At 68.1% G+C, this 22338-nt stretch carries 27 protein-coding genes; 8 read left to right on the top strand and 19 right to left on the bottom strand.

What is annotated here, in order from left to right; translation table 11 throughout:
• Positions 1-87: 87 nt before the first annotated feature.
• The 5 genes from RAC69_RS01005 to RAC69_RS00985 form a co-directional block, all read right to left on the bottom strand.
• Positions 88-414, bottom strand: coding sequence for a DUF2469 family protein (locus tag RAC69_RS01005; RefSeq protein WP_017204525.1), 327 nt, complete (start codon positions 412-414; stop codon positions 88-90).
• Between the two features lie 42 nt (positions 415-456).
• Positions 457-1119, bottom strand: a complete 663-nt coding sequence (locus tag RAC69_RS01000) for a ribonuclease HII (RefSeq protein WP_375084518.1) — start codon at positions 1117-1119, stop codon at positions 457-459.
• A complete protein-coding gene (gene lepB, locus RAC69_RS00995; RefSeq protein ID WP_375084517.1) occupies positions 1116-1850 on the bottom strand; it encodes a signal peptidase I in 735 nt (244 codons plus the stop codon). Before lepB ends, RAC69_RS01000 begins: the two co-directional genes overlap by 4 nt.
• Positions 1851-1967: 117 nt before the next feature.
• Complete coding sequence (gene rplS, locus RAC69_RS00990; RefSeq protein ID WP_050721068.1) at positions 1968-2315, bottom strand: 50S ribosomal protein L19; 348 nt, start codon at positions 2313-2315, stop codon at positions 1968-1970.
• 177 nt (positions 2316-2492) lie between these two features.
• On the bottom strand, positions 2493-3005 hold the full coding sequence (locus RAC69_RS00985) for an MFS transporter permease (RefSeq protein WP_375084515.1): 513 nt from the start codon (positions 3003-3005) through the stop codon (positions 2493-2495).
• Between the two features lie 88 nt (positions 3006-3093).
• On the opposite strand from RAC69_RS00985, the gene map reads away from it, so the two are divergent.
• A complete protein-coding gene (gene map / locus RAC69_RS00980; protein WP_375084514.1) occupies positions 3094-3876 on the top strand; it encodes a type I methionyl aminopeptidase in 783 nt (260 codons plus the stop codon).
• 11 nt (positions 3877-3887) lie between these two features.
• Here the strand turns inward: map and RAC69_RS00975 are convergent, their stop codons facing one another.
• The 6 genes from RAC69_RS00975 to rpsP all read right to left on the bottom strand — a co-directional run bounded on the left by RAC69_RS00975 (position 3888) and on the right by rpsP (position 7252).
• On the bottom strand, positions 3888-4334 hold the full coding sequence (locus RAC69_RS00975) for a pyrimidine dimer DNA glycosylase/endonuclease V (protein ID WP_375084512.1): 447 nt from the start codon (positions 4332-4334) through the stop codon (positions 3888-3890).
• A complete protein-coding gene (locus RAC69_RS00970; RefSeq protein WP_375084510.1) occupies positions 4331-5065 on the bottom strand; it encodes a class I SAM-dependent methyltransferase in 735 nt (244 codons plus the stop codon). Before RAC69_RS00970 ends, RAC69_RS00975 begins: the two co-directional genes overlap by 4 nt.
• Positions 5066-5234: 169 nt before the next feature.
• Positions 5235-5936, bottom strand: a complete 702-nt coding sequence (trmD, locus tag RAC69_RS00965) for a tRNA (guanosine(37)-N1)-methyltransferase TrmD (protein ID WP_375084509.1) — start codon at positions 5934-5936, stop codon at positions 5235-5237.
• Between the two features lie 19 nt (positions 5937-5955).
• Positions 5956-6576 carry a ribosome maturation factor RimM gene (gene rimM, locus RAC69_RS00960; protein WP_375084507.1) on the bottom strand — a complete coding sequence of 207 codons (621 nt, stop codon included), beginning with the start codon at positions 6574-6576 and terminating at the stop codon, positions 5956-5958.
• Position 6577: 1 nt separating this feature from the next.
• The gene (locus RAC69_RS00955) at positions 6578-6808 is read right to left on the bottom strand and encodes an RNA-binding protein (RefSeq protein ID WP_096715970.1); all 231 of its coding nucleotides are present in this window, start codon (positions 6806-6808) and stop codon (positions 6578-6580) included.
• 6 nt (positions 6809-6814) lie between these two features.
• The gene (rpsP, locus tag RAC69_RS00950) at positions 6815-7252 is read right to left on the bottom strand and encodes a 30S ribosomal protein S16 (RefSeq protein ID WP_341934593.1); all 438 of its coding nucleotides are present in this window, start codon (positions 7250-7252) and stop codon (positions 6815-6817) included.
• 207 nt (positions 7253-7459) lie between these two features.
• Between rpsP and RAC69_RS00945 the strand changes: the two genes are divergently transcribed.
• Entirely contained in the window at positions 7460-8611 is a 1152-nt protein-coding gene (locus RAC69_RS00945) for a glutamate--cysteine ligase (protein ID WP_375084505.1), read from the top strand.
• Between the two features lie 2 nt (positions 8612-8613).
• Here RAC69_RS00945 and RAC69_RS00940 read toward each other — a convergent pair whose 3' ends face one another.
• Positions 8614-9585, bottom strand: a complete 972-nt coding sequence (locus RAC69_RS00940; protein ID WP_341934595.1) for a sugar-binding domain-containing protein — start codon at positions 9583-9585, stop codon at positions 8614-8616.
• 102 nt (positions 9586-9687) lie between these two features.
• Here RAC69_RS00940 and RAC69_RS00935 point away from each other — a divergent pair, with 102 nt between their 5' ends.
• The 3 genes from RAC69_RS00935 (at position 9688) to glpK (ending at position 13793) form a co-directional block, all read left to right on the top strand.
• Entirely contained in the window at positions 9688-11397 is a 1710-nt protein-coding gene (locus RAC69_RS00935) for an FAD-dependent oxidoreductase (RefSeq protein ID WP_375084503.1), read from the top strand.
• Positions 11398-11495: 98 nt separating this feature from the next.
• The gene (locus RAC69_RS00930; RefSeq protein WP_341934597.1) at positions 11496-12248 is read left to right on the top strand and encodes an MIP/aquaporin family protein; all 753 of its coding nucleotides are present in this window, start codon (positions 11496-11498) and stop codon (positions 12246-12248) included.
• Between the two features lie 30 nt (positions 12249-12278).
• Positions 12279-13793: a glycerol kinase GlpK gene (glpK, locus tag RAC69_RS00925; protein ID WP_341934598.1), complete on the top strand. Its 1515-nt coding sequence runs from the start codon at positions 12279-12281 to the stop codon at positions 13791-13793.
• Positions 13794-13869: 76 nt separating this feature from the next.
• On the opposite strand, the gene RAC69_RS00920 is transcribed toward glpK, so the two are convergent.
• A complete protein-coding gene (locus RAC69_RS00920) occupies positions 13870-14778 on the bottom strand; it encodes a LysR family transcriptional regulator (RefSeq protein ID WP_375084501.1) in 909 nt (302 codons plus the stop codon).
• 48 nt (positions 14779-14826) lie between these two features.
• Here RAC69_RS00920 and RAC69_RS00915 point away from each other — a divergent pair, with 48 nt between their 5' ends.
• Positions 14827-15738, top strand: coding sequence for an EamA family transporter (locus tag RAC69_RS00915; protein ID WP_375084499.1), 912 nt, complete (start codon positions 14827-14829; stop codon positions 15736-15738).
• Between the two features lie 6 nt (positions 15739-15744).
• Here RAC69_RS00915 and ffh read toward each other — a convergent pair whose 3' ends face one another.
• Genes ffh through RAC69_RS00895 form a run of 4 tightly spaced genes read right to left on the bottom strand, consistent with a single transcriptional unit; the run spans position 15745 to position 19073 of the window.
• A complete protein-coding gene (gene ffh / locus RAC69_RS00910; RefSeq protein WP_341934602.1) occupies positions 15745-17304 on the bottom strand; it encodes a signal recognition particle protein in 1560 nt (519 codons plus the stop codon).
• Positions 17305-17317: 13 nt separating this feature from the next.
• A complete protein-coding gene (locus tag RAC69_RS00905; RefSeq protein ID WP_375084498.1) occupies positions 17318-17815 on the bottom strand; it encodes an RNA polymerase sigma factor in 498 nt (165 codons plus the stop codon).
• Complete coding sequence (locus tag RAC69_RS00900; protein WP_375084497.1) at positions 17812-18429, bottom strand: hypothetical protein; 618 nt, start codon at positions 18427-18429, stop codon at positions 17812-17814. Before RAC69_RS00900 ends, RAC69_RS00905 begins: the two co-directional genes overlap by 4 nt.
• 59 nt (positions 18430-18488) lie before the next feature.
• Entirely contained in the window at positions 18489-19073 is a 585-nt protein-coding gene (locus tag RAC69_RS00895; RefSeq protein WP_375084496.1) for a TetR/AcrR family transcriptional regulator, read from the bottom strand.
• 72 nt (positions 19074-19145) lie between these two features.
• On the opposite strand from RAC69_RS00895, the gene lipB reads away from it, so the two are divergent.
• Both lipB and lipA read left to right on the top strand, forming a co-directional pair.
• The gene (gene lipB, locus RAC69_RS00890) at positions 19146-19835 is read left to right on the top strand and encodes a lipoyl(octanoyl) transferase LipB (protein WP_375085284.1); all 690 of its coding nucleotides are present in this window, start codon (positions 19146-19148) and stop codon (positions 19833-19835) included.
• Entirely contained in the window at positions 19832-20824 is a 993-nt protein-coding gene (lipA, locus tag RAC69_RS00885; protein WP_251585439.1) for a lipoyl synthase, read from the top strand. The genes lipB and lipA overlap by 4 nt, the downstream gene beginning before the upstream one ends.
• Before the next feature lie 21 nt (positions 20825-20845).
• Here the strand turns inward: lipA and RAC69_RS00880 are convergent, their stop codons facing one another.
• Both RAC69_RS00880 and ftsY read right to left on the bottom strand, forming a co-directional pair.
• Entirely contained in the window at positions 20846-21346 is a 501-nt protein-coding gene (locus RAC69_RS00880) for a DUF2004 domain-containing protein (protein WP_341934604.1), read from the bottom strand.
• Between the two features lie 55 nt (positions 21347-21401).
• Entirely contained in the window at positions 21402-22274 is an 873-nt protein-coding gene (gene ftsY / locus RAC69_RS00875) for a signal recognition particle-docking protein FtsY (RefSeq protein WP_375084494.1), read from the bottom strand.
• Between the last annotated feature and the right edge of the window lie 64 nt (positions 22275-22338).

Below are 22338 nucleotides of genomic sequence, written 5' to 3'. Positions count from 1 at the left end.
TCCGATGACACCGTCTGACGCGGGCGGCGACAGGCAGGAACGGCTATCGGGGAGAACTCATGGATCTCGCCGGTCGTGCAGAAGAAATCACTCGCCGTCGAGCGAGAGCTCCTGGGGCAGCTCGAACTCACGGCGCTGGAGCTCCTCGACGTTGACGTCCTTGAACGTCAGCACCCGGACAGCCTTGACGAAGCGGTCGGCCCGGTAGATGTCCCACACCCAGACGTCGCTCATGGAGATCTCGAAGTAGAAGTCGTGCTCGGTGTCGCGACGGACGACGTTGACCTCGTTGGCGAGATAGAACCGCCGTTCCGTCTCGACGACGTACTGGAACTGCGAGACGACGTCGCGGTACTCGCGGAACAGCGCCAGCTCGAGTTCGCGGTCGTAGTCGTCGAAAGCTTCCTCATCCATGATGAGTCCATCCTAGAGTCGGCACGGCTCGTCGTCGCACGCTCAGAACAGCGTGGGCGCGTCGGCGATCGCCCAGGACGACCGATGGTGGGGCGAGAGCCCGAGCGACCGGATGGCGTCGCGATGCTCGACGCTCGCGTATCCCTTGTTGCGGTCCCATTGATACGACGGGTGGTCGACGTGCAGCTCGGCCATGTACGTGTCGCGGGCGACCTTCGCGATCACGGACGCCGCCGACACCGACGCGCAGTCGCGGTCGGCCTTGACGACGGACCGCACGCGCAGCGGCACGGGGTGCACGGCGGAGACGTAGTCGTGATTGCCGTCGAGGAGCACGAGCGCGTCGGACACAGCGACACCCTTCTCGACGACGCTCTGCACGGCCCGCGACGCAGCGAGACCGAGCGCCCGCATGATGCCGACCTGGTCGATCTCCGCGGCGGTCGCCCATCCGACTCCCGATGCCTGCACCCACGCCGCAGCGCGTGCGGCGACCTCGGGCCGTCGTCTCTCCGTGACCAGCTTCGAGTCGCGAAGCCCCTCCGGGACGCGTCGACGGGCACCCTTGGCGTCCATCACCGCTGCGCCGACGGCGACCGGCCCGGCGAGAGCGCCACGACCGACCTCGTCGAGCGAGATGATGAGCTCGCACTCCTCGGTGAGCAGTCGGCGTTCGAGGGTGAGCTTCGGTGCGACGACGGTCATTCCGCCTCCGGCACCCCGTTGAAGCTGTCGTGATGACCGTCGATGGTGCCCATGCGGTCGAACGGCCAGGTCGTGAAGAACGCCTTGCCGACGACGTTGTCCAGCGGCACGAACCCGCCACTGGGCAGATCCTGATGTGCGCGGGAATCCCGCGAACGGTCGCGATTGTCGCCGAGCACCCAGATGGAGTCCTCCGGCACGACCACGTCGAAGGGCTCGTTGGATGCCGCAGTGTCCCCCTCCGGCAGATCGAGGTAGTCCAACTCGTCGATGGGAGCGCCGTTGATGGTGATCTGGCCGAGAGCGTTGCAGCATACGACGTGGTCGCCCGGCAGTCCGATGACGCGCTTGACGAGGTGGTCCTGCGAGTCCGAGGCCGAGATCCCGACGACGGTGAGCACCCAGTCGACCGCTTGGATGAGCGGCGGCTGCGCCGGCGTCTGCGGCTGCCCCTCGAGCCATCCCCCCGGATCCTTGAACACGACGACGTCTCCGCGCTCGTAGTCGGTCCAGCGCGGCGTCAGTTCATCGACCAGGATCCGGTCGTCGACCATGAGCGTTCGCTCCATCGACGCCGAGGGGATGAAGAACGAGCGGACGATGAAGGTCTTCACGACGAACGAGACCAGGGCCGCGATGACGATGATGATGAGAACGTCGCGGAGGAAGACCAGGAATCCGCGGCGCCGTCGTGTTCGAGGCGTGGATGCGGATGCGGAGTCAGTCGTCATCAGGTTCCTTCACAGAGTCGCACCGCGCTCACGCGGCACTACCAAGGGTCGCACACCCCGGGGAGAACAAAGCACCCCGGGACATCGTGTCCCGGGGTGCTGTGGAGAAGCTGCGCGTCAGTTGTCGCGCTTCTCCTTGATCTTCGCCTTCTTGCCACGCAGCTGGCGGAGGTAGTAGAGCTTCGCGCGACGCACGTCACCGCGGGTGACGACCTCGATGTGGTCGATCACCGGGGAGTGCACGGGGAAGGTGCGCTCGACACCGACCTGGAAGCTGATCTTGCGGACCGTGAAGGTCTCGCGAACGCCGTCTCCCTGGCGGCCGATGACGACGCCCTTGAAGACCTGGATACGGGAGCGGCTGCCCTCGGTGATGTTGACGTGCACGTTGACCGTGTCACCGGGGTGGAAGACGGGAACGTCGGAACGGAGCGAAGCCGCGTCGACGGCGTCGAGGATCTGCATGATCGTCTCTCTCTGCACTCGCCACAGGTCGGATGCATGATTTCGGAAGGAACAAGAAAAGGTGTGTGCTGAACGGCGCCGAAGCGTCCGCGGGCTCCCCTGAGGCAGAGCCGGTCACGGCACAAAGAACTATTCTGCCATGGATGCAGCCCGCCGCCAAAACGCGGCGCCCGTCCGTCAGGCGTCGCGCTGTTCGGTCTCGCGCACGACGATGACCTCGCGCGGTCGAGCGGTCGGAGTCGGCTCGTCGACGCGAGGGATGGTCGACCAGGAGATGGTCTCGCGGAGGCGCGCCCCGCTCCCCCTCGCCTCGTTCCACAGCTGCCACAGCTGCAGCCAGATCAGAGCGATACCCGCGATGATCGCGGCGGTCAGGAGCCATCCGAAGGCGCCGTCGATGAAGAGGCCGACGGCGATGGTGAGTCCGTGCCACACGGTGAATCCGGCGACGTCCCACCAGGACACCGCCCGCTCGGCCCGCACAGAAGGACGGGAGCGCGTGAGCACCGTGAGAAGCAGCTGCCCGACGAAGACGGAGGGCACGGCGATGAACAGCACCCACAGGATCGCCCAGCCGCCCTGGAACACTCCCCACCCCACGAAGAGCCACAGTGGCAGCAGGAAAGCGGCCGGGAGCAACCACCGGAAGAACGCCTGACGCACCCACATGCCTCGATCGTACGACGGCATGCTGTACGCGTCCGGAGTGTTCGCTCTGAGCGCGTGCGGGCTCCTCGCTGACGGATCAGGGAGAATGGAGGGGACGAGAGGACACCCGATGATCGAACTGCGTACCCCCGCCGAGATCGACGAGATGCGCGCCGCCGGACGCTTCGTCGCGGAGACCCTGGCGACCCTGCGCGACGACACGAAGGTCGGCACGAATCTCCTCGCGATCGACCGCCGCGCGCACGACATGATCCGCAAGGCGGGCGCGGAGTCCTGCTACATCGACTACCACCCCTCGTTCGGCGCCAGCCCGTTCGGCAAGGTCATCTGCACCTCGGTGAACGACGCAGTCCTGCACGGGCTCCCGCACGATTACACGCTCCGCGACGGCGATCTCGTCTCTCTGGACTTCGCGGTGTCGGTCGACGGATGGGTCGCCGACTCGGCTGTCTCGTTCGTCGTCGGAACACCCCGCGACGAAGACCTCCGGCTGATCGACACCACCGAGCGCGCGCTGACCGCCGCGATCGATGCGGCGGTCATCGGCAACCGGATCGGCGACATCTCGGCCGCCATCGCCGCGGTGTCACACGGCGAGGGGTACTCCATCAACACCGACTTCGGCGGGCACGGCGTCGGCCGCATCATGCACGGCGATCCGCACGTCCCCAACGACGGCCGTGCCGGCCGCGGTTTCCCCCTGCGCGAGGGACTCGTCTTCGCCCTGGAGCCCTGGCTGCTCGCCACGACCGACGAATTGGTCACCGATCCAGACGGGTGGACGCTGCGCAGCGTCGACGGCTCGCGCGGCGCGCACTCCGAGCACACGGTCGCCGTGACGGCCGACGGGCCGATCGTGCTCACCGATCGATCGTTCCTCGGGGTGGCCTGACGCCGCAGCGCTCACTCCTCCTCCGACGCGCGCTCCCAGCCTGCGACCGGCCCGTCGAGGACATGGAACAGCGGATGCGGCTCGGGCGTCGTCACGCCCGACCAGACCTCGAGGAGGTCGGGATTGCGCACCGTGAGCTTCGCCGTGAGGTGCCCCCATTCGAAGGCGAGCTGACCGGTCGTGACGGAGAGCGCGGCGGCCTGGCGGGCTGCCGGGCGATCGATTCGGCTCCGGTCGAATCGATACCCGCGTTCGTCGGCTTCGATCGCGATGCCCTCGAGATAAGAACCGAGCGCGTCGAGCGGTTCGGGTGCGGCGCGGAATCTCTCGAGCTGCGGGTGCCTGTCCCACCCGCGGGTGCGTCCGGCGATGACTGCTTGCGCGAGCAGGGTCTCCCGCCAGCACGCCACGAGCCCCTGACGATCGAGGTACTGGGGATGCAGCGACCAGATCCTCATGCGCGGGTGTACAGGAAGACGTCGGTGAGGTGCGGCAGGTCGAAGCTCTCGCGGCCGCCTGTCGTGGCATCCGCGTCCAGGATCCCCTCGATCGCGGCTGTCATCGCCGCCTTCGCCGGCGGATCGGCGATGAGGAACGTGCTCACGGTCGACCACCGCGCGAGATAGTCGGCGCGGGTGACCCGCTCGACCCAGCGGAACGATTCGAGACGGTCGAAACGGAACCCGGGAAGCTCCTCCGCCGTGCTGGTCGTCTCATCGGCCTCGCCCACGGCCGGATGGATGACGCGCGAGGCCGCATGGTCCCACGAGCACGCGGGATCGGAGCGGTTCCACAGCAGGCCGAGCGTGCCCTCAGGCTTCAGCACCCGCGCGATCTCGGCACACGCGGGCACCCGATCGAACCAATGGAAGGCCTGCGCCACCGCCACGACGTCCACCGCCGCGTCGGCGACCGGGATCTGCTCCGCGTTGCCCTCGAGAGAATCAACGGCTGGCAGCTTCTCGCGGAGGACATCGAGCATCGCGACCGATGGCTCGACCGCGATGACCCGATTCGCGCGGGACATCAGATGTTCGGTGAACTTGCCCGTGCCCGCTCCCAGGTCGAGTGCGACATCGACGTGTCGCGGGACGATGGAATCTGCCGCGGTCGACGGGAACCCGGGCCGGTATCGGTCGTAGTCCGCGCCGATTCCCTCGAACGATCTCGCCAGCGCCTCATCGACCATGCTCCGACGGTACCAGTCGGGTGCATCGCCTCCGTGCGTCGACGCCGTGCACCGTTTGTGCCGTCCTGAGGGCATGAGCCCGCAGGACCGTCGCGTGCCGGAGCGAGTGCTCCTGGTCCGACACGGTCAGACGGAGCGGAACGTCGAGCACCCGCGGTGAGCGGATGCTCTAGGACGCGTCGCCCGGCAGCAGATCGGGACGGCGGAGCCTGGTCCGCTCCAGCTGCTGCTCCCGACGCCACGTGGCGATCGCGGCGTGGTTGCCGCTGAGCAGGACATCGGGCACCGGGCGATCCCGCCAGAGGGAGGGCTTGGTGTACGACGGGTACTCGAGCAGCCCGTCCTCGTGCGACTCCTCGACGAGGCTCTCGGGGTTTCCCACGACTCCGGGGACCAGGCGACCGATGGCCTCGATCATCGCCATCGTGGCGACCTCTCCCCCGTTCAGAACGTAGTCACCGAGACTGATCAGTCGCATCTCGCCCCGTGCCGCCGCGTACTCGAAGACGCGCTCGTCGATGCCCTCGTAGCGTCCGCATCCGAAGATGAGGTGCTCGCGTTCGCTGAGCTCGCGCGCCGTGGCCTGCGTGAACACCTCGCCGGCGGGCGACGGGAAGATGATGGTCGGTCGAGCGGAGGCGTCGATCGGCGCGAGGTCGTCGATGGCCGCGGCCCACGGCTCCGGCTTCATAACCATCCCCGCACCGCCGCCGTACGGGGTGTCGTCGACCGTGCGGTGACGATCATGGGTCCAGTCGCGGAGATCGTGCACGGCCAGATCGAGCAGCCCCGTGCTGCGAGCCTTGCCGAGCAGTGAGAGGGTCAGACCGTCGAAGTACGACGGGAAGATCGAGACGACATCGATGCGCACGAGAGGATCCGGTCGGCGCTCAGGGGGTCGCGTCGGAGCCGGACGACTCACCGGCATCCGCTTCCGCGTCGGCATCCGCGGCGTCCTCGGAGTCGGGCAGCTCTTCGAACAGGCCGGCCGGGGGTGTCACGATGACCCGTCCGGCGGCGATGTCGACGGTGGGGACGATGGCCTCGACGAACGGGACCATGATCTCCTGCTCGCGCGCCTTGACGATGAGCAGGTCCTGGGCGGGCAGGTGCTCCACGCGGATGACACGACCGACGACGGTGTCGTCGCGGACGACGTCCAGCCCGACGAGCTGGTGGTCGTACCAGGCGTTGTCCTCGGGCTCATCGGCATCCTGGTCGATCCAGAGGATGGCACGCACGAGACTCTCGGCGGCGTCTCGATCGTCGACGTCCTGGAAGAAGACGACGGAGTTCGCGTTCATGACGCGGTACTCGCGGACCGTCACGGTCTTGCCGTGCCACGGAGATGCCTCGGGCACCTGCAACGTGAACTCGGCGCCCGGGGTGAAGCGACGCTCCGGGTTGTCGGTGTACAGTTCCAGTTTCAACGCGCCCTTGAGGCCGTGGGCCTTGACGAGGCGCCCCACCCGGAGCTGGTTCTTGCCCTGGTTGCGGTCTTTCGGCACCACGTCAGTCGTCCGCGACGTCGACGCGGACGCGCCGCCCGTCCGCCAGGGCGGAGACGAGGGTGCGCAGAGCCTTCGCGGTGCGGCCGCCGCGCCCGATCACGCGTCCACGATCGTCGGGGTGCACACGCACCTCGAGGAGATCGCCTCGCGGCGACGTGGAGGCGTTGATGCGGACATCCTCAGGGTGATCGACGATCCCCTTGACGATGTGTTCGAGCGCGGCGGCGAGCACGGCGGATTACTCGGAGTCGGCGGCGGGAGCCTCAGCGGCCTCCGCGTCGGCCTCGGCGGCGGGAGCCTCCTCTGCGGGAGCCTCCTCCTTCTTCTCCGCCTTGGGCTTGATGACCGACTTCTTCGACGAGTCCGCCTCGAAGGCGGTCTTCTCGTCGGCGACCTTGAGGGTGGACTTCGCGTCCTTGTCGCCCTTGAAGGTGCCCCAGTCGCCCGTGATCTTGAGGAGCGCGGTGACCTGCTCGGTCGGCTGGGCGCCGACGGACAGCCAGTACTGCGCACGCTCGGAGTCGATCTCGATGAACGAGGGCTCCTCGGTGGGGTGGTACTTGCCGATCTCCTCGATCACGCGACCGTCGCGCTTGGTGCGCGAGTCGGCGACGACGATGCGGTAGTAGGGCGCACGGATCTTGCCCAGGCGCTTGAGACGAATCTTGACAGCCACGATTCTCCTGAATTGTGTGGAAGGAAACGAACCGGTCGCCTGGAGAGTGGGGTGCACATCCGGCGGAAGCTCAGAGGGAGGACTCGTGCTGGATAGAGGGTCGAGCACGTCGTCCGACCCTCTATTCTGCCAGACTCCGCGGCCAGTCGCGAAACGCGGGGACACGATCCCGGTCGTGTCGCACGACTCGCGTGCCAGACTGTGCGGGTGACAGTCGAGTTCGCCGCCTCAGACCGCTCCACCGTCGGCCTGGAATGGGAGCTCATGCTCGCCGATCCGGCGACGGGCGACCTCGTGGGGCGCGCCCCCGAGCTGCTGGAGGTCCTCGAGGCGAACAGTGCCGAGGAACGGTACACGGTGACAGGCGAGCTGCTCACGAACACCATCGAGGTCACGAGCGGGATCGGCGACTCCGTCGCGCACGCCGTCGACGACATCGCCAACGCCATCGCCGCTGTGCGGACCGCGACAGACCCCGCCGGTGTCGAGCTGCTCTCCGCCGGCAGCCATCCGTTCGCTCAGTGGTACGACCAGGAGGTCACCGACAAGACGCGGTACCACACGCTCATCGAGCGCACCCAGTGGTGGGGGCGCAACATGATGATCTGGGGTATCCACGTGCACATCGGCATCGAGGATCAGCGCAAGGTCATCCCGATCATCAACGCGCTCTCGGCCTATCTCCCCCACCTCCAGGCACTGTCGGCTTCGAGCCCGTTCTGGGCGGGCGAGCGCACGGGGTACGCCTCGAACCGCGCGCTGGTCTTCCAGCAGCTCCCCACCGCCGGCCTGCCTTGGCAACTGCAGGACTGGGCCGCCTACGAGGCGTACCTCGACGACATGGTCAGGACCGGTGTCATGGCAGACGCCACCGAGGTGCGCTGGGACATCCGTCCCGCTCCCCGCTGGGGGACGATCGAGATCCGCGCGTGCGACGGACTATCGACCCTGCCGGAGCTCGCTGCCGTCGCCGCACTCGTGCAGGTTCTCGTCGAGCACCTCTCGCGCGAGATCGACGAGGGACGCGAACGGGCGACGATGCCCTCCTGGTATCACCGGGAGAACAAGTGGCGCGCGGCGCGCTACGGGCTCGATGCACGCCTCATCGTCGATGCCGCGGGAGCGCAGCGCCCGGTCCGCGACCACATCGCGGAGGTCCTCGACGAACTGGCCCCGGTGGCTGTGGAACTCGGATGCGTGCGGGAGTTCGGCAGCATCTCGACGATCCTCAGCGAGGGTGCCAGCTACGAGCGCCAGCTCACGATCGCGAACGCGACCGGCGGAGACCTCCGAGCCGTGGTGCAGCATCTGATCAGGGAGTTCCGGTCGGGTCCTGAGGCCTCGACCGAGAGGCCCTGATCTCAGTCCTCCACCAGGCGGCGGGCCAGCCCCTCGTCCAGCACGACATCTGTGACGAGGTCTGCGGCGATCGCCGCACGCAGACTCGCGAGCTTCGGGATGCCGGACACGACGCAGACGCGCCGCGGAACCCGTCGCAGTCTGTCGAGACCGGGACCGGTCGCGCGCGCATTGACCCGGATGTCCTTCCAGGAGCCGTCCGCGCGGAAGAACACCGTGGCGACGTCGCCGATCGCGTGGTCCTCGCGCAGGCTGCGGTAGTCGTCGCGGCTCAGGTAACCGCCGACGTAGACGCGGCTCGGGACCTCGGCCGCCGGCGAGCCCAGGCTGAAGACGGCGATGTCCATCTTGGCCTGCAGGTCGAGCACCCGCCGCGTGCTGCGCTCGCGCCACATGGCCTCACGCGTCGAGGGGTCGTCGAAGAAGGCCGGCACGGGGAACTGCTGCACCTGCGCGCCGAAGGCGCTGCCGAACCGCTGCAGGATGTCGCTGGAGTACTCCACGCCGCTCGTCTGGGTGTTGCCCGCTCCGTTGAGCTGCACGACCGTGGTGTTGTGCGTCTCCTTCTGGGTGAGTTCGCGACTCACCGCGCTGATGGTCGATCCCCACGCGACCCCGACGATCATGTTCGAATCCACGAACTGCGAGAGCAGGCGGCCGGCCGTGAGGGCGACGCGCTCGAGCCGCTCGACCTCGCTCACGATCTCCGGCGTCGGCACGACGTGCGCCACGACCCGGTGTCGATCGCGGATCCGCTGTTCGAGCATCCCGAGCCTCTCCAGCGGGGAATTGATGCGGATGTCGACGAGTCCGCTCTCCCTCGCGAAGCTCAAGAGGCGGGAGACCGAGGACCGCGAGGTCTTCAGCTCCTTCGCGATGACCTCCATGGTCTTGTCCTGCATGTAGTAGAGCTGCGCTGCGGTGAGCGCCGCGATCAGCTTGGAGTCGCGGGATCCGGGCTCTGCGTGTGGCATGGCGACCTCCTCGACACCGATCCTTGCACATATGTGCAACGGGCTTGCGCGTGAGGGTCGCACGGGTCGATGCTGGGGGCAAGCAATACAGGGAGGTCGAAGATGATCGAGTCGACACACTCGTCACCGGAGCGCGCAGAGGTTCGCGCCGTTCGCGAAGCAGGACGCACGAGCGTCCTCATCATCGGAGCAGGCATCAACGGGATCTCCACGTTCCGTGATCTGGCGCTCCAGGGCGTCGATGTCGTCCTCGTCGAGCGCGGTGACTTCGCCTCCGGGGCCTCCGCCGCGTCGAGCCACATGATCCACGGCGGCATCCGCTACCTGGAGAACGGCGAGTTCCGCCTGGTCCGCGAGTCGGTCGAGGAGCGCAACGGACTGCTGAAGATCGCGCCTCACTACGTGAAGCCGCTGCAGACGACCATCCCGATCTACTCCACGTTCTCCGGGATCCTGTCGGCGCCTCTGCGGTTCCTCACGCACAAGAGCGGCAAGCCGCAGGAGCGCGGTGCGTTCCTGATCAAGATCGGCCTCACGATCTACGACACGTTCTCGCGCGACGGCGGCACGGTCCCGCGTCACCGCTTCCTCGGGCGCAAGCGCTCGCTCGCCGAGCTGCCCTCGCTCGACCCGAGCATCAAGTACACCGCCACGTACTACGACGCGTCGATGCACGACCCGGAGCGCCTCGCGCTCGATGTGCTGCAGGACGGCCGCGCAGCCCACCCGGGCGCGGTGGCGCTGAACTACGTCGAAGCCGTGTCGCGCGATGGCGACAAGGTCGTGCTGCGTGACCGCGAGAGCGGCACCGAGTTCACCGTCGCCGCCGACGTCGTCGTCAACGCCTCGGGCCCGTGGACCGATCTGACCAACGACGCACTCGGCACCGACACGCACTTCATGGGCGGAACCAAGGGGTCGCACATCGTGCTCGACCACCCCGAGCTCCTGGAAGCGACTCGGGGCCGCGAGATCTTCTTCGAGCACTCCGACGGACGCATCGTCCTGATCTACCCGCTCAAGGGACGGGTGCTCGTCGGCACCACCGACATCGACGCCGACCCGCGCGAGGTCCCCGTGTGCACCGAGGAGGAGATCGACTACTTCTTCGACCTCATCCACCACGTGTTCCCGCAGATCGCCGTGACTCGCGAGCAGATCGTGTTCAACTTCTCCGGCATCCGCCCGCTCCCCCGCCATGAGGACACGGCACCGGGGTTCGTCTCGCGCGACTACCGCGTCGAGGTCGACAGGAAGGGCGCGACCCCGCTGGTCAGCCTCGTGGGCGGGAAGTGGACCACGTTCCGCGCGCTCGGCGAATCGCTCTCCGATGTCGTGCTCGACCTTCTCGGGCGCTCCCGTACCGTCTCGACCGCCGGTCGCGCGATCGGAGGCGGACGCGACTTCCCGCGCACCGAGAAGGCTCGTCGCATCTGGATCCAGGAGAACCTGGCCGGCGCCGGCGACCGGGCCGAGAAGCTGCTCGCGCGCTACGGCACCCGCGCCGCGGAGGTCTGGACCTTCGTCGAGCAGGGCGATGACGCGCCCCTGGCTGGCGGCGACCTCTCGACGCGCGAGCTCGAGTGGATGGTGCGCAACGAACTCGTCGCGCGGCTCCAGGACGTCGTCCTGCGTCGCACCAGCATCGCCTTCACCGGCAACGCGGACGCCGGGGTGCTGGACGAGCTGGCGGACGCCCTCGCGGCGCTGCTCGACTGGGATCGCGACCGTCACGACGCCGAGGTCGAGGAGACTCGGACGCTGCTGAACGAGCGCCACGGACTTCACATCCCGTCCCGCACCCGCGGCTGACGGGATCCTCCGACCGTCGCCCTCCTCGCGACGAACCACAATAAAAGAAAAGTGCCGGAGCAGAGGGGCTCCGGCACGCGAGAAAGGTCAAAGAAGACATGACTGATGTGAATCTCGGTCTCTACTTCCTGTCGGAGTTCGTCGGCACAGCGCTGCTGATCCTCCTCGGATGTGGTGTCGTCGCCAACGTCGCCCTGGCCAAGAACAAGGGCTACGGCGGCGGCTTCCTGATGGTCAACTGGGGATGGGGTCTCGCGGTCTTCGTGGGTGTCCTCGCCTCGGCGTACTCCGGTGCGATCCTGAACCCCGCCGTCGGCATCGGCCTGCTGGTCGCCGGCAAGATCGATTTCTCGCAGTTCGCGACGGCGACCGGTGCCGAGCTCCTCGGCGCGATCGTCGGTGCCATCCTCGTGTGGCTCGCGTACAAGCAGCACTTCGACGAGGAGCCCGAGCCCGCGAACAAGCTCGGCGTGTTCTCGACCGGTCCGGCGATCCGCTCCTACGGCTGGAACCTCGTCACCGAGGTCATCGGCACCTTCGTGCTCGTCTTCGCGGTGTTCGCGTTCGCCGACTACGGCGTCGCCGACATCGGCGTGCCCGGGGGCCTCGGACCGCTGAGCGCTCTTCCCGTCGCCCTCGTGGTGGTCGGCATCGGCGCGTCGCTCGGTGGACCGACCGGCTACGCCATCAACCCTGCGCGTGACCTCGGTCCTCGCATCGCCCACGCGATTCTGCCGATCAAGGGCAAGGGCTCCAGCGATTGGTCCTACTCGTGGGTCCCGGTCGTCGGTCCGCTCGTGGGTGGCGTGCTCGCCGCCGTCGCCGCACCGGCCCTCCTCGGCCTCGCCTGAACCGCCACCTGACTTCGAAGGAGAACATCCATGGCTGACTACATCATCGCGATCGACCAGGGCACGACCTCGAGCCGCGCGATCATCTTCGACAAGAAGGGCAGCATCGTCGCGACCGGACAGAAGGAGCACGAGCAGATCCTCCCCAAGGCGGGCTGGGTCGAGCACGACGCCTCCGAGATCTGGCGCAACGTGCAGGAGGTCATCGGTCTGGCGCTGAGCCGCGCCGATCTCACCCGCCACGACATCGCCGCAGTCGGGATCACCAACCAGCGCGAGACCGCCGTCGTGTGGGACAAGACCACTGGTAAGCCTGTCTACAACGCGATCGTCTGGCAGGACACCCGCACGCAGGAGATCGTCGACCGTCTGGCCGGCGACGAGGGCGTCGATCGCTTCAAGTCGATCGTCGGTCTTCCCCTCGCCACCTACTTCTCGGGAACCAAGATCACCTGGATCCTCGAGAACGTCGACGGTGCTCGCGAGAAGGCGGAGGCCGGGGACCTGCTCTTCGGCACCACGGACAGCTGGGTGCTCTGGAACCTCACGGGCGGCATCGACGGCGGCGTGCACGCGACCGACGTCACCAACGCCTCGCGCACGATGTTCATGGACCTCGAGACGCTGGAGTGGCGCGACGACATCCTCGAGGCCTTCGGCGTGCCGCGCTCGATGATGCCGGAGATCCGCTCCTCCTCCGAGGTGTACGGCGCGGCCGAGAGCTCGTCGCTCCTGCGCGAGACGCCGATCGCCGGCATCCTGGGCGACCAGCAGGCGGCCACCTTCGGGCAGGCCGCATTCGACAAGGGCGAGAGCAAGAACACCTACGGCACGGGCTGCTTCCTGATCTTCAACACGGGCGAGGAGATCGTCCGCTCGAAGAACGGACTGCTCACGACCGTCGGCTACAAGCTCGGCGACCAGCCCACGCACTACGCCCTGGAAGGATCGATCGCCGTCACCGGATCGCTGATCCAGTGGCTGCGCGACCAGCTCGGCATCATCTCGTCCGCCCCTGAGGTCGAGGAGCTGGCCGACAAGGTCGAGGACAACGGCGGTGTCTACATCGTCCCCGCGTTCTCGGGTCTGTTCGCTCCGTACTGGCGTCCGGATGCCCGCGGCGCGATCGTCGGCCTCACCCGCTACGCGAACAAGAACCACATCGCGCGGGCGGCATTGGAGGCCGTGGCGTTCCAGACACGCGACGTCCTCGACGCGGTGAACGCGGATGCCGGAGTCGACCTGTCCGAGCTGAAGGTCGACGGCGGCATGGTCGCGAACGACGCACTCATGCAGTTCCAGGCGGATGTCCTCGGTGTGCCCGTCGTGCGCCCCGTCGTCGCGGAGACCACCGCGCTCGGCGCCGCGTACGCCGCCGGCCTCGCCGTGGGCTTCTGGAGCGGCCTCGACGACCTGTCCGCCAACTGGCAGGAGGACAAGCGCTGGGAGCCGTCGATGGACGAAGCCGAGCGCGACCGTCAGCTGCGTCTGTGGCGCAAGGCCGTCACGAAGTCGATGGACTGGGTCGACGAAGACGTGAAGTGATGTCATCGCAGTGACGGAACGGGCCCGGAGGATTCCCTCCGGGCCCGTTCTGCAGCTCAGGCAGGCCCGGACGGGCTCAGGCTGGTCGATCGCTCGCGATTTTCAGGAATGCTCGTGCGGCGCTCCGAGGGTCTGTCGCGTGCCACGCGAGGTACTCGCTCCGCGCGGGTCCGTCGCGCACGTCGACGGCTGCCACGCGCGCGACGGAGCGGCGGACCACGCCTGGCGCGAGGAGGGTGACGGCGAGCCCGGATGCGACGAGGTCGAGGATGAGCTCGGCCGAGTCGGCCTCGAAGGCCACATCGCGCTCGACGCCCGCGGCACGGAACGCGACATCGCTCTGCATGCGTCCCGCGGTCCCCGCGGGGAAGTCGGCGAACAGTTCTCCTGCCAGGTCCGCGAGGTCGACGGAGGTCGCCGCTGCGAGGCGATGGTCTGCGGAGAATACGGCCTGCAACCTCTCGGTCGCCAGCGTCCGGGATGCCACGCCGTCGGGGACAGCCCCTTCGCGCAACCCCAGGACGGCGACATCCAGCTCCCGAGAGCGAATCGCAGCGATCAGCGCGTCGCTGTTCCCCATCCGCATCTCCACACGTGACGACGGATGCGCCGCTCGATACGCACGGAGCGTGCCGGCGACGTCGATCGCCGTGACCGTCGGGATGACGCCGAGCCGCAGCACCCCGACGATCGCTCCGGATGCCGCGGCCGCTTCTTCGACCGCCTGGTCCGCGGACGACACAGCCGCCCGGGCGTGCGTAAGGAAGGCCTCACCGGCCTCTGTGAGCGCGACGCTGCGACTGGTGCGAACGAACAGCCGCTGCCCGATCTCCCGTTCGAGAGCTGCGATCCGATGGCTCAACGCCGACTGGGTGACGAAACAGGTCGCAGCGGCCCGGGTGAAGCTGGCCGTCGCGGCGACGGCCACGACGTAGCGCAACTGCTGCAGGTCCATCCCTCCATGATCGCTATTCATGGTTGCCATGACAACAGTGCGTTGGACTCATCGATCGACCAGGGTCAGGCTGAGGATATGAACCGGCCGACCATCCTCCTGCTCACCGCACTCGCCCCCATCGCGTGGGGCACCACGTACCTCGTGACGACATCGCTGCTGCCCGAGGGGCACCCGATGCTCGCCGGCCTGCTCCGCGCCCTGCCCGCAGGTCTCATCGCTCTCGCGATCGGCGGACGCCTCCCGTCCGGCGGATGGTGGGCCAAGTCATTGGTCCTGGGTGTTCTGAACATCGGCGCGTTCTTCCCCCTGCTGTTCCTCGCAGCGGAACGGCTTCCGGGCGGAGTCGCCGCGGCTGTCGCCGGAGTGCAGCCGCTCATCCTGCTCGCGATGAGCACGATGGTCCTGCGCGACCGCATCCGTCCGACCACCGCGGCCGCAGCGGTCGCAGGGGCAGTCGGGGTGGCACTCGTCGTCCTCGGCCCCACAGCGCAGCTCGACCTGGTGGGCGTCCTCGCCGCTGTGGGCGGGGTGACGTCGACCGCGCTCGGCATGATCCTGACGAAGAGGTGGGGCCGTCCCGCAGAGGTCGGTGCCGTCGGCTACGCAGGCTGGCTGCTCACGGCCGGCGGGCTGTTCCTGCTCCCCCTCACCATGCTCTTCGAAGGATTCCCGGCACGCGTCGACGGCGGCGCTGTGCTCGGCTACCTCTGGTTGGGGCTCGTCGGCGGACTCGTCGCGTACACGCTGTGGTTCCGCGGCATCCAGCAGCTCCCCGTGATCGCACCGGGGCTGCTCGCGCTGCTGTCTCCGGTGGTCGCGACCATCCTGGGCACGACCATCGCCGGTGAAGTCTTCACACCCGTGCAGGCGGTCGGGATCGCCGTCGTGCTGGTCGCGCTCGTGGCCGGTCAACTCTCCGTGCGTCCTCGCCGCCTGCCCACGCAGGAGACGGGAACGCCCGGCGAACTCGCCGATGCGAGAGTCTGAGCCGCGTCAGTTCTTGCCGAACAGCTTCTGGATCTCAGCGAGGTCGGCCTCGGACGGAGCCTTCGACCCGCCGCCGAGTCCGAAGCCCGAGCCGGTCGGTGTGGAAGCCGGAGCGAGCCCGGCGTTCTCGGCCGCGCGCTTCGCCGGGTTGCCCGACCGAGACCCGGAGGACTTCCCCTTGCCCTTCTTGCCGCGCTTCGACGACGCACCGGGACGCCCCATGCCGGGGACCGGACCCATGCCGGGGATGTTCGGCGTGCCACCGCGGGCGACGGTCTTCATCATCTTGGCGGCCTGATCGAAGCGCTGCACCAGCTGGTTCACATCCGTGACCGTCATTCCCGACCCGCGCGCGATGCGGAGGCGGCGGGAACCGTTGAGGATCTTCGGGTTGCGCCGCTCCCCCGGCGTCATCGAACGGATGATCGCCTCGGTGCGGTCGATCTCGCGCTCGTCGAAGTCCTCGAGCTGCTGCTTCATCTGCCCCATGCCCGGGAGCATCCCGAGCATCTTCTTCATCGACCCCATCTTCTTCATCTGCTGAAGCTGGTCGAGGAAGTCCTCGAGGGTGAACTGCTCGGTCGCGAGCTTCTCCGCCATCTTGGCGGCCTCTTCCTCATCGAAGGCCTGCTGGGCCTGTTCGATGAGGGTGAGGATGTCGCCGAGGTCGAGGATGCGGCTCGCCATCCGGTCGGGGTGGAACGGCTCCAGGTCCTCGAGCCGCTCGCCCGTCGAGGCGAAGATGATCGGCCGGCCGGTCACCGACGCGACCGACAGCGCAGCACCACCGCGCGCATCGCCGTCGAGCTTCGACAGCACGACGCCGGTGAAATCCACGCCCTCCTGGAAGGCCTTCGCGGTGTTGACCGCATCCTGCCCGATCATGGCGTCGATGACGAAGAGCACCTCGTCGGGATCCACCGCCTTGCGGATGTCGGCGGCCTGCTTCATGAGCTCGGCGTCGACGCCGAGACGGCCCGCCGTGTCGATGATGACGACGTCATGCTGCTGGCGGCGGGCGTGCTCGACGCCGTCGCGCGAGACCTTGACCGGGTCGCCGACCCCGTTGCCCGGCTCCGGCGCGTAGATGGTGGCCCCGGCCTGCTCGGCGACGACCTGCAGCTGGTTCACGGCGTTGGGGCGCTGAAGGTCGGCCGCGACCAGCAGCGGAGTGTGGCCTTCGCCCTCGAGCTGCTTGGCGAGCTTTCCCGCGAACGTCGTCTTACCGGAACCCTGCAGTCCGGCGAGCATGATCACTGTCGGAGCGGTCTTCGCGAACTGCAGCCGACGCTGCTCTCCGCCGAGGATCTGCACGAGCTCCTCGTTGACGATCTGCACGACCTGCTGCGCCGGGTTCAGCGCCTTGTTCACCTCGTCGCCGAGAGCGCGCTCCCGCACCTTCGCCGTGAACTCCTTGACGACCGCGAGGGCGACGTCGGCGTCCAGGAGCGCGCGACGGATCTCGCGGACGGTGCCGTCGACGTCGGCCGCGCTGAGCTTTCCCTTCGTGCGCAGATTGCGGAAGGTATCGGTGAGCCGATCGGAGAGCGTGCCAAACGTAGCCATGGTTCTAGTGATTCTACGCGAGCGGGGCCTCGATGCTCAGCGCGGCACGAAGCTCGGCCTTGGCCCGCTGGTAGCGACCACGCGCCGTCGAGGACGGGATGCCGAGCAGCGACGCCGCATCGGCGAGCGAGAAGCCATCCCAGTGCACGAGTCGCACCATGTCGGCGAGGTCGGGATCGAGGCGGTCGATGGCGTCCCTGACCTCCGCCCCCTGGTCGGCGCCGGGGGCGTGCAACGCACTCGGCGCCAGCCGGATCCGATCGACGAGCGCCCACCGCCGTCGCACTCCCCGCGCGTGGTTCAGCAGAGTGCCCCGGGCGACGCCGAACAGCCACATCCGCGCACCCTCCGCATCAGTGGGCAGCTGTTTCACGCGGCGCCACGCCACGACCATCGTCTCGCCGAGGAGGTCCGCTGCGTCGTCCGGGCCGACGCGGCGTTCGAGATACGCAAGCAGATCCGAGGCACTGGTCTCGAACGCGACGACCAGCCGCCGATCATGGGCGTTCATCGCTCCCCGCCCCAGTCCTCGCCGTCGCAGTGCAATTGACTGTGCGCGGAGGCACCAGCGAGTGCCGCGCTGTCGAAGCCCCGGGCGACGAGCTCGTCGTGCAGCGCCTCGCCGAGCGCCTGTTCGTGCGCGAGCCAGGCATCCAGATCCGCCTGCCGCGGGCCGTCCGGATCCATGCCTGCCTCGGCGTTGCTCGCGCGGATCGAATCCAGGTACTCGGGCACGTACCGAGCCGCGGCGGCCTCCGCGTCGGCATGGGCGAACCAGTCATCGACGGCGGTGTTGACATCGGCCTGCAGAAACGGGTTCGAGATCGCGTACCCGCTGACCCGCAGCTCGCACTCGCCCCAGGTCGGAGAGGTGTAGGCGTAACTGCGATCGGAATTCTCCAGCCCGTCCCCCCAGAGCCACCCGCTGGACGCGACCGCGAGACCGGATCCACCGACCAGAAGCGCGGTGATCGCGCCGCCGAAGGCAAGCGTCCGCGATCGACGTGCGACTCGCCGCGCCTGAGAGCGCGCTCGGAACACGAGTCCACGCACGTCTCGCGGGTCCAGCGTGCGCCGTGCGGGCGCTGATGAGTCGAGCAGTGTCTCGAAGGTGTGCGTGTCCATGAGCGTTCCTCTCGGTGGGTTCACTCAGGACATGTCCGGCGCGCGCCGATATGTCCGCGTCAGCCCCAGCGGAGGTCCTCGAGGTTCGACAGCGCGTCCGCGAGCACCGTCTCCGGCGCCGAGTAGCCCGCTCCCTGCTCCGCCCACGCGCGGAGGGACGACAGCACGGCGGCGGCGTGGGCCGCACCGACGACATCGGCGCGGATTCGGGAGAAACCGGATCCGGATGCGGCGGAGGCGACGATCGATGCGAGGCGCGCGAGCCGGAGCGCACTGTCGCGGGCGAGCTCCTCGTCGAGGCCCATGGCCGTACGGTTGCGGAGCGCCAGCGCGAGAGGATCGGGAGCGAACCCGCGGAGGGCGTCGACGAGGATCGACCGGACCGCGGCGGCATCCGCGCGGTCGCCGAGCTCGCCGAGGGCCGTGCCCACTCCGTCGATGCGTGCATCGAGACCCGACCACAGCACGTCGCTCTTCGACGAAAAGTAGTTGAAGAAGCTGGAACGACTGACTCCCGCGCGCTGAGTGATGTCGGCGACGGAGGTCGCGTCGTACCCGCGTTCGAGGAAGAGCTCGCACGCCGCCTCGGCGAGCGTCTCGCGCGACGACGCCTTCGGGCGCCCTGCTCGGCTCGTCGTCGTCATGAGGACACGGTATCGCGCGGCGACCGCGGAGCGCCCTGACCTCACCCGGAGGAGTATTGTTAGACGCGATCCATCTATGCCACGGTCGCCTCACGAGGGAGTGCTCGCATGCTCGACGTCGTCACCGCCGGTCTCGCACCGGCCTACGTGCCCTACACGGAGGGCTGGGACCTGCAGCGGCGCGTCCACGCCGATGTGGTCGCGGGCTCGCGGCCGGACACGCTGCTGCTCCTCGAGCATGAGGCGGTCTACACCGCCGGTAAGCGCACGGAGGACCACGAGCGGCCGCAGGACGGCACCCCCGTCATCGATGTCGACCGGGGCGGCAAGATCACCTGGCACGGCCCAGGACAGCTGGTCGGCTACCCGATCGTCCGGCTCGCCGAGCCGATGGACGTCGTGGCGCATGTCCGGAGGATCGAACGCGTGCTCATCGACGTACTGCGCCCCCTCGGGGTCGACGGCTACCAGGTCGATGGGCGCAGCGGCGTCTGGGTGCGCCGCCCTCTCTCCGAGGACAAGGTCGCCGCGATCGGCGTGCGGGTGCAGCAGGGTGTGACGATGCACGGGTTCGCGATCAACTGCGACAACACGCTGTCCGGCTTCCGCGGCATCATCCCCTGTGGGATCACCGACGCCGGGGTCACCACCGTGAGCGAGGTCGTCGGCGCCGACGTCTCCCCCTCCGACATCGCGGATGCCGTGGCCTCCGCTTTCACCGCCGTCTACTCGACCGCCGACCTCGCAGGAGCCCCCGCATGACCGCCGCCGCACCCGAGGGGCGCAAGCTCCTCCGACTCGAGATCCGGAACGCCGAGACTCCCATCGAGCGCAAGCCCGAGTGGATCAAGACCAAGGCCAAGATGGGCCCGGAGTACACGGCTCTCCACTCGCTCGTGAAGAGCGAAGACCTGCACACGGTGTGCCAGGAAGCCGGCTGCCCCAACATCTTCGAGTGCTGGGAGGACCGCGAGGCCACGTTCCTCATCGGCGGTTCGCAGTGCACGAGGCGGTGCGACTTCTGTCAGATCGACACCGGCAAGCCGGACGCCTACGACACGGACGAGCCCCGCCGCGTGGCGGAGAGCGTGCAGCGGATGGGCCTGCGCTACGCCACCGTGACGAGCGTCGCGCGCGACGACCTGCCCGACACCGGCGCCTGGCTGAACGCCGAGACGGTGCGGCGGATCCATGCGCTCAACCCCAACACGGGGGTCGAGCTCCTCGCGAACGAGCACAACGCCGACCCCGCGTTCCTGGGCCAGATCTTCGAGGCACGCCCCGAGGTCTTCGCCCACAACGTGGAGACCGTCCCGCGGATCTTCAAGCGCATCCGCCCGGCGTTCAAGTACGAGCGCTCTCTCGACGTGATCACCCAGGGACGGGACGCCGGGCTCATCACGAAGTCCAACCTGATCCTCGGAATGGGCGAGGAGCCGGAAGAGGTCGTCCAGGCGCTCAACGACCTGCACGAGGCCGGCTGCGACATCATCACGATCACCCAGTACCTCCGCCCGTCGCCGCGACACCTCCCTGTCGCACGCTGGGTGAAGCCCGCGGAGTTCGTCGAGTTCAAGGAGGAGGCGGAGCGCATCGGCTTCCTCGGTGTACTCGCCGGACCGCTCGTGCGCTCGTCGTACCGGGCCGGGCGGCTGTGGGCGCAGTCGATGACGTCGAAGGGACGCGAGATCCCGGCCCACCTGGCGCACATCGCGGAGAGCGCAGACCTCGGCTTCGCCCAGGCGGTCTGAGATCGGGCAGAACGCCGACTGTCAGTCGGCGCTCATGACCGACAGCACGGCACCGTCGGAGCCGAGGTTCACCAGCAGCACGTCGTCGGTCGTGTCGGCGTCGAGCGCGTACTCGAGCACAGCGAACGGCTCGGAACCACCGTGCTCGTCCGCCAGGATCGTCATGCTCATGAGCCGCAGCGATCGGATGATGTCGACAGCAGCGTCGCCGCTGACGTCGATCAACACGTCTTCGAGCTCCTCGCCGTAGGCCTCCTGCTGCTGCAGGATGTACTCGGTCACCTCGCTGGTGCGGTCGTCGACCTCGGAGAGCATGCTGCGACGGGCGGTGCCGTCCACCGTCTCGAGGCCGGCGATGAGAGACGCCGCGATGTCGAGGGCATCGGCCGACACGTCATCCTGATCAGGAGCCGTCAGGTCGACCGTGACACTCTGATCGCCGAGTTCCACGGTCTCCGACCAGAAGATCGAGCCGTCGGGGCCCGACGACAAGAGTCCGAAGTAATCGTGTTCGATCGCCATAACGCTATGAAACCAGCCTCGTGGTCGCGGCGGTAGTCCTGTGCACGTCGTGTCGTCAGCCGACGAGCGACTGCACGAACACGTGAGGGGTGAAACCGGTGAGGTCGTCGATGCCCTCGCCCTGGCCCAGGAGCTTGACGGGGATGCCGGTGCGCTCCTGAACCGCGAGGACGAAACCGCCCTTCGCAGAGCCGTCCAGCTTGGTCAGGACGAGCCCGGTGACCCCGGCGTGCTGCAGGAACGCCTCGGCCTGCATGACGCCGTTCTGACCCGTCGTCGCATCGAGCACGAGGAGAACCTCGCTGATCGGGGCCTGCTTCTCGATGACCCGGCGGATCTTCGTGAGCTCATCCATCAGCCCGCCCTTGGTGTGCAGGCGTCCAGCGGTGTCGATGATCGCGATCTCGATGCCCTCGCGCTGCGCGAACTCGATGGTCTGGTACGCGACGGATGCGGGGTCCTGCCCCTCCTGCTGGGGACGGACGATCGCCGCTCCCCCGCGCTGCGCCCAGGTGGCGAGCTGATCGACCGCCGCCGCCCTGAACGTGTCCGCCGCTCCGACCACGACGCTCCGCTGGTAGCCGCGGAGGAACTTCGTGAACTTGCCGATCGTCGTGGTCTTGCCGACGCCGTTGACGCCGACGACGAGGACGACCGCCGGACGCTCCGTCAGCTTCAGCGTCGTGTCGAACTTCGCGAAGTGCTCCTCGAGCGTCTCCCGCAGCATGCGCTGCAGGTCCTTCGGGTCGGTCGTGCGATAGCGCTCGACCTTGCCGCGCAGCTCGTCGACGACGCGCTCGCTGATGTCGGGACCGAAATCCGCGGTGATGAGCGCTGTCTCGAGGTCCTCCCACGTCGTCTCGTCGATCGTGGGCTTGACGAACATCCCGCGCAGCGCACGGGTGAGGGACCAGGACTTCTCCGCCATGACTCCAGCCTACGGCTACGATCCTGGAATGCCCTTCTCCCGGGTCCTCCTCCACAGCTCCCAG

This window comes from Microbacterium sp. LS_15, assembly GCF_041954735.1.
Classification (GTDB): Bacteria; Actinomycetota; Actinomycetes; order Actinomycetales; family Microbacteriaceae; genus Microbacterium.
This window is presented reverse-complemented; position numbering and strand designations above follow the sequence as displayed.

What these genes read in the sequence shown, in the direction of transcription:
- ftsY (WP_375084494.1), bottom strand. Translation starts at nt 22,274, where the DNA reads ATGGCGGAGAAGTCCTGGTCCCTCACCCGTGCGCTGCGCGGGATGTTC.
- RAC69_RS01000 (WP_375084518.1), bottom strand. Translation starts at nt 1,119, where the DNA reads ATGACCGTCGTCGCACCGAAGCTCACCCTCGAACGCCGACTGCTCACC.
- RAC69_RS01005 (WP_017204525.1), bottom strand. Translation starts at nt 414, where the DNA reads ATGGATGAGGAAGCTTTCGACGACTACGACCGCGAACTCGAGCTGGCG.
- RAC69_RS00940 (WP_341934595.1), bottom strand. Translation starts at nt 9,585, where the DNA reads ATGCCACACGCAGAGCCCGGATCCCGCGACTCCAAGCTGATCGCGGCG.
- RAC69_RS00970 (WP_375084510.1), bottom strand. Translation starts at nt 5,065, where the DNA reads ATGGTCGATGAGGCGCTGGCGAGATCGTTCGAGGGAATCGGCGCGGAC.
- RAC69_RS00985 (WP_375084515.1), bottom strand. Translation starts at nt 3,005, where the DNA reads ATGCCGTCGTACGATCGAGGCATGTGGGTGCGTCAGGCGTTCTTCCGG.
- RAC69_RS00975 (WP_375084512.1), bottom strand. Translation starts at nt 4,334, where the DNA reads ATGAGGATCTGGTCGCTGCATCCCCAGTACCTCGATCGTCAGGGGCTC.
- map (WP_375084514.1), top strand. Translation starts at nt 3,094, where the DNA reads ATGATCGAACTGCGTACCCCCGCCGAGATCGACGAGATGCGCGCCGCC.
- RAC69_RS00915 (WP_375084499.1), top strand. Translation starts at nt 14,827, where the DNA reads ATGAACCGGCCGACCATCCTCCTGCTCACCGCACTCGCCCCCATCGCG.
- RAC69_RS00880 (WP_341934604.1), bottom strand. Translation starts at nt 21,346, where the DNA reads ATGGCGATCGAACACGATTACTTCGGACTCTTGTCGTCGGGCCCCGAC.
- glpK (WP_341934598.1), top strand. Translation starts at nt 12,279, where the DNA reads ATGGCTGACTACATCATCGCGATCGACCAGGGCACGACCTCGAGCCGC.
- lipA (WP_251585439.1), top strand. Translation starts at nt 19,832, where the DNA reads ATGACCGCCGCCGCACCCGAGGGGCGCAAGCTCCTCCGACTCGAGATC.
- RAC69_RS00930 (WP_341934597.1), top strand. Translation starts at nt 11,496, where the DNA reads ATGACTGATGTGAATCTCGGTCTCTACTTCCTGTCGGAGTTCGTCGGC.
- RAC69_RS00900 (WP_375084497.1), bottom strand. Translation starts at nt 18,429, where the DNA reads ATGGACACGCACACCTTCGAGACACTGCTCGACTCATCAGCGCCCGCA.
- lepB (WP_375084517.1), bottom strand. Translation starts at nt 1,850, where the DNA reads ATGACGACTGACTCCGCATCCGCATCCACGCCTCGAACACGACGGCGC.
- rplS (WP_050721068.1), bottom strand. Translation starts at nt 2,315, where the DNA reads ATGCAGATCCTCGACGCCGTCGACGCGGCTTCGCTCCGTTCCGACGTT.
- RAC69_RS00895 (WP_375084496.1), bottom strand. Translation starts at nt 19,073, where the DNA reads ATGACGACGACGAGCCGAGCAGGGCGCCCGAAGGCGTCGTCGCGCGAG.
- RAC69_RS00920 (WP_375084501.1), bottom strand. Translation starts at nt 14,778, where the DNA reads ATGGCAACCATGAATAGCGATCATGGAGGGATGGACCTGCAGCAGTTG.
- RAC69_RS00935 (WP_375084503.1), top strand. Translation starts at nt 9,688, where the DNA reads ATGATCGAGTCGACACACTCGTCACCGGAGCGCGCAGAGGTTCGCGCC.
- ffh (WP_341934602.1), bottom strand. Translation starts at nt 17,304, where the DNA reads ATGGCTACGTTTGGCACGCTCTCCGATCGGCTCACCGATACCTTCCGC.
- RAC69_RS00905 (WP_375084498.1), bottom strand. Translation starts at nt 17,815, where the DNA reads ATGAACGCCCATGATCGGCGGCTGGTCGTCGCGTTCGAGACCAGTGCC.